Annotated in this window: 7 protein-coding genes and 1 pseudogene; 6 read left to right on the top strand and 2 right to left on the bottom strand. The window is 70.2% G+C overall.

Translation table 11 applies throughout. The features are described from left to right. Window positions 1-576: 576 nt before the first annotated feature. The 3 genes from Ahu01nite_RS42145 (at window position 577) to Ahu01nite_RS42135 (ending at window position 1,889) form a co-directional block, all read left to right on the top strand. Window positions 577-966, top strand: coding sequence for a lipopolysaccharide assembly protein LapA domain-containing protein (locus Ahu01nite_RS42145; protein WP_203842377.1), 390 nt, complete (start codon window positions 577-579; stop codon window positions 964-966). Window positions 967-1,050: 84 nt separating this feature from the next. After that, complete coding sequence (locus Ahu01nite_RS42140; RefSeq protein ID WP_203842376.1) at window positions 1,051-1,371, top strand: ArsR/SmtB family transcription factor; 321 nt, start codon at window positions 1,051-1,053, stop codon at window positions 1,369-1,371. Continuing rightward, window positions 1,368-1,889 (top strand): SRPBCC domain-containing protein, encoded by a 522-nt coding sequence (locus Ahu01nite_RS42135; RefSeq protein WP_203842375.1) that lies wholly within the window; start codon window positions 1,368-1,370, stop codon window positions 1,887-1,889. The genes Ahu01nite_RS42140 and Ahu01nite_RS42135 overlap by 4 nt, the downstream gene beginning before the upstream one ends. 158 nt (window positions 1,890-2,047) lie before the next feature. Here the strand turns inward: Ahu01nite_RS42135 and Ahu01nite_RS42130 are convergent, their stop codons facing one another. Continuing rightward, on the bottom strand, window positions 2,048-2,773 hold the full coding sequence (locus Ahu01nite_RS42130) for a DNA-directed RNA polymerase II (RefSeq protein WP_203842374.1): 726 nt from the start codon (window positions 2,771-2,773) through the stop codon (window positions 2,048-2,050). 98 nt (window positions 2,774-2,871) lie between these two features. Between Ahu01nite_RS42130 and Ahu01nite_RS42125 the strand changes: the two genes are divergently transcribed. From Ahu01nite_RS42125 to Ahu01nite_RS50980, 3 genes and pseudogenes are all read left to right on the top strand, one after another. Continuing rightward, window positions 2,872-4,101 (top strand): GNAT family N-acetyltransferase, encoded by a 1,230-nt coding sequence (locus Ahu01nite_RS42125; protein WP_203842373.1) that lies wholly within the window; start codon window positions 2,872-2,874, stop codon window positions 4,099-4,101. A 126-nt stretch (window positions 4,102-4,227) separates the two neighbouring features. Beyond that, window positions 4,228-4,362: pseudogene (locus Ahu01nite_RS51935) on the top strand (pentapeptide repeat-containing protein); the annotation flags it as partial. Window positions 4,363-4,804: 442 nt separating this feature from the next. Then, on the top strand, window positions 4,805-5,131 hold the full coding sequence (locus Ahu01nite_RS50980) for a hypothetical protein (protein WP_438874861.1): 327 nt from the start codon (window positions 4,805-4,807) through the stop codon (window positions 5,129-5,131). 411 nt (window positions 5,132-5,542) lie between these two features. On the opposite strand, the gene Ahu01nite_RS42110 is transcribed toward Ahu01nite_RS50980, so the two are convergent. Further along, window positions 5,543-6,016: a ribose-5-phosphate isomerase gene (locus Ahu01nite_RS42110; protein ID WP_203842372.1), complete on the bottom strand. Its 474-nt coding sequence runs from the start codon at window positions 6,014-6,016 to the stop codon at window positions 5,543-5,545. Window positions 6,017-6,020 lie beyond the last annotated feature (4 nt).

Here is a 6,020-nt window from a genome sequence, read left to right as displayed (position 1 = left end):
GGGTCGCGCCAGGCGGGTCGCGCCAGGCGGGTCGCGCCAGGCGGGTCGCGCCAGGCGGGTCGCGCCAGGCGGGTCGCGGCAGGCGGGTCTGTTGGCGGTGGGGGCCGGGCCCCCAGACCCCGCGGTGCGTGGGTCGCGCCAGGCGGGTCTGTTGGCGGTGGAGCGTGGTGACTTGCGCGACCTGGCCTCCTTTTTCTTCCCTCAGGGATCGGGGCGTTCGGGTTGCCGTCGGCGGTCTTTGCCGGGTGCGGGTATGGGTGCTTCGCCGCGGTGTAAGGGGAGGCGGCCACTGAGGCGGCGGTCTGGGGGCTTTGCGGGGTGGCCCGGGTTTCGTGGGCGTGAGGTGCTGGGCGGGGGTGGCAATGGATCGCAGGGAGCGTGACATGGGTCACAGTTCTTGTAGATGGTAATTGCTCTCGCAGCAGCCTTGGCGGTGACGACGGGTATGGCGGGGCGGCCCATCACCGCACGACGGGGAGGTTCTGACTCTCCTGGCGCGACTGGGCGAGGGGGGAATCGGGGTGGGCCCGCGTGTGGAGGGTTAACGGAACGGGCTGATGGGGAAGACTGACAGTTATGGGTTATCCCGAGCATGAGCCGCTTCGTGAGCATGATCCGGCGTTGGAGCCGGAGGCGCCGCCGTTGCCTGATGAGTTGGCGTTGACGCTTGCCGGGCTGGAGCCCGCGGGGGAGGCGCCGCCGGTTCGGACGGCCGGCCGGGTGCCGCGGACGCGTACCAGTGCGGTGTGGTTCGGGGTCTGGGCCGGGGTGGCCGCGCTGGTTGTGCTGATCATTTTTGTCGCGCAGAACACCGGTGGGGTGCAGATCAGTTTCCTGTGGATGCAGGGGCAGATTCCGATCGCGGTGGCGTTGCTCATTGCCGGGGTGGCGGGCGCGGCTGTTGCCATGGCTGTTGCCGCGGCTCGGATCATTCAGCTCCGGCGCCTGGTGCGCAGGGGGCACTGAGAAGTCCAGATCCCGCTCACCCGTACGGGTGGGCGGGCTTTTTCGGGCTTGACATGTGACCTTTTGGTCACCTAACTTAGCGTTATGACGGACGACGACAGGGTGTTCAAGGCGCTGGCCGATCCCACCCGTCGTCTCCTGCTCGACCTGCTGTTCGCCCGCGAGGGGCGCTCCCTCAGTGAGCTCGAGGCCGAGGTCGAGATGACGCGATTCGGCGTCGCGAAGCACGTGAAAGTGCTGGAGGAGGCGGGGCTGGTCGTCGTGCGCCGGTCCGGGCGGGAGAAGTTGCACTTCCTCAACCCCGTGCCGATCCGGCTGATCCACGACCGGTGGATCGACAAGTACACCGAGCGTCACGTGACGGCGCTCGTCGATCTCAAATATGCGCTGGAGGACGAGACATGACCGAGCCGCTGACGACCCAGGTGTTCCGGGTGTGGATCCGCACCACGCCGGAGAAGATCTGGACCGCCATCACCGACCCCGAATGGAACCAGAAGTACGGCTACGCCGCGCCGCAGTTCTACGATCTCAAGCCCGGCGGCGAGTTCAAGTCGATCCCGTCGGACGAGATGCGCTCGTACTCCAAGGAGCAGGGCTGGCCTCTGCCCGACACGATCATCGACGGCGAGGTCATCGAGGCGGACCCGCCGCGGCTGCTCAAGCAGACCTGGCGGATGCTCATGGACCCGACGACCGCGGCGGAGCCGTTCACGACTATCACGTACCTGATCGAGGAGCTGAAGTCGCAGCCCGGTGTCTGCCGGCTGACGCTCACGCACGAGCTGACCGGGGCGCCCGCCACGTCGACGATGGTCGCGGGCTCGCCGCTCGACGAGGCCGGCGGTGGCGGCTGGGCCTGGGTGCTCAGCGACCTCAAGTCGCTGCTGGAGACCGGCACGACCATGGCCGGCAACAGCTGAGAAACAAGGCGGCCGCCGTCGGCAGCTGAGAGCCGACGCTGCCGCCGGCAGCTGAGAAGCAGGAGGCCGTCGGCTCGCACGCAGCGAGCCGACGGCTTTCTCAGTGGGAGAAGCGGCCCCGTGGGGCGAGCAGGTCAGTGACCCCGTGGGACGCCGGCTCAGTTGGTGAAGAGGTCCGTGACCCAGTGGACGGCGTCCATGACCCAGCCGGTCTGCTGCAGGTGGGCGATGCCGACGCCGACCAGGAAGAGGCCGGCGACGATGTGGGAGCCCTTGGCCGTGTGGCGTTCGCGGCCGAACTGGCGCTCGAGGACGACGCGGCCGATGAGCCGGGACAGGGCGAAGACGCCGACCGCCACGAACAGCGACACCACGAAGACGATCACCGACGTGGTCAGGTCGCCACCGGCGGACAGCGCCCAGATGCCCCAGCAGACGAACGCGAAGAGCAGGCCGGCGAAGCTCCACTCGCCGCCCAGGCGCAGCTGACGCAGGTGCCAGTCGAGCGGGCGGCGCTCGCGCGGGGCCTCGGCGCCGGGCCAGCCGGTGCCGGTGGGCTCGTGCTCGGCCGCGAACTGCTGCGACGGCGGCCTCGGGTTGACGGCCGCGCGGCCGCTCCACGCCGGCGACCCCGCGGGTGGGGCACTTGTGGGCTGGTTGCCCTGAGCAGGGGCGGCCTGCGCTTGGTCGTTCCACCGCCGCGTGCGGTCAACCTGCGGGCGGGCGCCCTGGCTGCCCTGAGTCTGGCCGCCCTGATTCTGGCCGACCCGAGCTTGGCCGGCCTGACCCGGGCGTGGTGGCATGTCCGTCGTCGGCGGATCGGCCCAGGGATCCTGCGGCGGCATGTCGAGCGTCCGCTCGGGCCACTGCGGTTGCTCTGGCATCGTTCCCCTCCCCGGTACGGCCGTGTGCCGCCCTGCAACGAGAGTAACCAGCGAACAAATAGCTCGCCGTAGCGCGCGCCGTCCGTTACACAAACAGGATGGACGCCGCGGACATCCCGATCAGAGTAGGCGCCCCGGGCGACTGGGACGCCATCTGGAACCTTCTGGGTCAGCTCTTCCACAGCCCGCCCTCGGACGAGGCCAGGGCGCTGGAAGGGGCGGTGTTCGAGCCGGCGCGGTCTTTGATCGCAGAGGACGCTGGGGCGCTTGTCGGGCACGTGGCCGCGTACACGAGGAATCTGACTGTGCCTGGTGCTGTCGTGCCTGCCGCGCACATCTCGGGGGTCGGGGTGGCACCGACCCACCGCCGCCGTGGCCTGCTCACCCGGATGATGCACCGGCAGTTGCGTGACATCGCCGCCGGTGAGGAACCCATCGCGGTCCTCTGGGCGAGCGAGACCAAGATCTACCCCCGGTTCGGGTACGGCCCGGCGTCACAGCGCCTGCGCCTGGACATTTCCACCCGAGAGGTACGCCTCCCCGACACTCGCCCGGACGGACGCCTGCGCCAGGTCGACCCCGTTGAGGCGATACCGGTGTTCTCGAAGCTCTACGACGACCTGCGAGCCGACCGGGTCGGCTGGTCGACCCGCGACGACGCCTGGTGGAAGTTCACGCTCGCCGACGTCGAGTCCCAGCGCGGGGGCGCCACGCAGCTCTACGGTGTGGTGCACGAGACCCCTGAGGGCCCGGACGGGTACGCGACCTGGCGTACCAAGGACGACTGGAACAACCTCGGCCCGAACTGCCAGGTCCAGATCCGCGAACTCGTGGCCGCCAACCCGGAGGCCTACCTGGCACTGTGGCGCTTCCTGCTCACGATCGACCTCACCCGCAGCGCCTCGATGCACCTGGCGGCCCTCGACGAACCCCTGCAGTACCTGGTCGACGAGCCCCGCCGCCTGGGCGCCACCCTCGCCGACGGCCTCTGGATCCGCATCGTCGACCTCCCCCGCGCCCTGACCGCCCGCCGCTATCCGGCACCGCTGGACGTCGTCCTGGAAGTGACAGACCCCCTCCTCCCGGCCAACTCCGGCAGATGGCGGCTCACCGCCGACACCACAGGCAACGCCACATGTACGCCCACAGCTGACCCCGCCGACCTGTCGTGCACGGTCCTCGAGCTCGGCACGGTGTACCTCGGCGCGGTCTCGCTCGCAGCCCTCCAAGCCGCCGGAACGGTCCACGAGCTCACCCCCGGAGCCGTACGCCGCGCCACAGCCGCCTTCCGCTGGCACCGCATGCCGCAACCGACCGACTTGTTCTGAATGAGGTGAACGGCGGTAGGTTCGCACCATGGGCGATGAACCCGAACGTCGACGCCGCCGCTTACGCCCCACCGCCGCAGCCAAGGCCGCCGCAGCCGCACAGCAGGCCACCCCGGAGCCGTCCTCACCGGGACCGTCCTCACCCGGACCGTCCTCGTCAGGGCCGTCCTCACCCGAGCCGTCCTCACCCGGTGTGCCCTCGCCCGAGCCGTCCTCACCCGGGATCGCCTCGCCCGAGCTGTGTTCGCCGGGACTTGGTGAGGTCGCTGCCGCCGCGCCCTCTGCTGCGCCTGTGCCGCTTCTTGCCGCCGAGGACGGGATCGCGGTCGAGACGCCACCCGTCTTCGACCCGGAACAGAACACCGCGCCGCCGACACCGATCCCGACGCCCCCTCGTGCACCAGGCCCTTCTGCCGCGCCCAGCCCTTCTCCCGCGCCCAGCCCGCCTGCCGCGCCCAGCCCGCCCGCTACGCCAGGCCTGGCTCCCGCCGCCGGCCCATCAGTTGCACCCGGCCTGTCCACCGCTGCAAGCCCGTCTCCCGCTGCAAGCCCATCTTCCGCTGCGAGCCCGTCTCCCGCTGCCGGACCGGCTCCCGTCGGCGGGCCGTCGTCAGTCGGCGGGCCGTCGCCTACGCCTGGGACTTCTCCGGCGCCGGGTTCTCCGGCCGCGCCGAGCCATGGTCCTGTGCCCGGGCCAGGCGCGATGCCGCCTTCGAGCATTGGTCCCGGGGGCACTCCCGGCAAGCCCCGCGCCTCGGGCAACGGAAACGGGAATGGCAACGGCGGTCCGAGGAACGACGCCCGGGGAAGCCGTCCGACATCAGGAGCCGGCGCCGGGGGTGACGAACACTCCGAGCGAGGCCTGCGCGGCCTGGTCGGGTCGGGATCGTCCCAGGTCAGCGTGACCGCCGCCCTCCGGGCACGCGACGCCGCCCGTCCGACCGACGAGCACTACGCCGAGGCTGAGGCCAACCTCACGATCGTGCGCCGCAACTGGATGCCCCGCGAAGACCTACCCCGCGGCCGCTGAGCGGACATTGGGCCCGGAGCGACCAACAAAGGCGCCAGGTACTTTGGGCATCGCTGTCGATACGCTACGTGTTCGAATCTGCGAATTTGTGGCATGCTGGCCGGGTAGGAGGGGAGTATTCCCCAGGATCCGGTCTCGTCAGCACGGTTCCGCCCCTTGACCAGGGTGGGCCCGGGGCCGGTGGTCGTCCTTGCGGGCGGCGGAAGAGACCTCCGACAGCCGTTCGTGCCTAAGTAGCGCTGCGCGGAACCAAGCCGAGCGAACGGGCTCAGCTGATCAGAGCACTCGCTGACCTTTTCCCGAGCCGCCATTTCCCTCTGCGCCGGCGCACGGATGTCGCGTCCTCCAGAGACGCCCGGAAAGCGCAGCGCTGAGCCGCCGGCCCTGCGGGAGCCGGCGGCCGGGGGTGGGTCAGCTCGCCGGGAGTGCGGGGAGCTCGCGGGTGGTTTCGTATTCGGCGAGCTGGGCGATGCGGCGGGCGTGGCGTTCGTTGCCGGAGAAGGGCGTGGTGAGGAACGCTTCGGCCATGGCGGTGGCTTCGTCGAGGGTGTGTTCGCGGGCGCCGATGCTGAGGATGTTGGAGTCGTTGTGCTGGCGGGCCAGCTGGGCGATCTCCACTTTCCAGGCGAGGGCGGAGCGGACGCCGGGGATCTTGTTGGCGGCGATCTGTTCGCCGTTGCCGGAGCCGCCGATGACGATGCCCAGGGTGCCCTGGTCGGCTACGACCTGGGCGCCGGTGTTGAGGCAGAAGGCCGGGTAGTCGTCCTCCGGGTCGTAGACGTGCGGGCCGACGTCGACGACTTCGTACCCCTGCTTGGCGAGGTGGTTGACGAGGTGGCTCTTCAGCTCGTAGCCGGCGTGATCGGAACCGAGGTAGACGCGCATGACC

It is taken from the genome of Winogradskya humida (genome assembly GCF_016862215.1).
GTDB classification, from domain to species: Bacteria; Actinomycetota; Actinomycetes; order Mycobacteriales; family Micromonosporaceae; genus Actinoplanes; species Actinoplanes humidus.
This window is presented reverse-complemented; position numbering and strand designations above follow the sequence as displayed.

Excerpts from the sequence above, each read along its gene's own strand:
- Ahu01nite_RS42130 (WP_203842374.1), bottom strand. The coding sequence starts at position 2,773 with ATGCCAGAGCAACCGCAGTGGCCCGAGCGGACGCTCGACATGCCGCCG.
- Ahu01nite_RS50980 (WP_438874861.1), top strand. The coding sequence starts at position 4,805 with ATGCCGCCTTCGAGCATTGGTCCCGGGGGCACTCCCGGCAAGCCCCGC.
- Ahu01nite_RS42140 (WP_203842376.1), top strand. The coding sequence starts at position 1,051 with ATGACGGACGACGACAGGGTGTTCAAGGCGCTGGCCGATCCCACCCGT.
- Ahu01nite_RS42145 (WP_203842377.1), top strand. The coding sequence starts at position 577 with ATGGGTTATCCCGAGCATGAGCCGCTTCGTGAGCATGATCCGGCGTTG.
- Ahu01nite_RS42125 (WP_203842373.1), top strand. The coding sequence starts at position 2,872 with ATGGACGCCGCGGACATCCCGATCAGAGTAGGCGCCCCGGGCGACTGG.
- Ahu01nite_RS42135 (WP_203842375.1), top strand. The coding sequence starts at position 1,368 with ATGACCGAGCCGCTGACGACCCAGGTGTTCCGGGTGTGGATCCGCACC.
- Ahu01nite_RS42110 (WP_203842372.1), bottom strand. The coding sequence starts at position 6,016 with ATGCGCGTCTACCTCGGTTCCGATCACGCCGGCTACGAGCTGAAGAGC.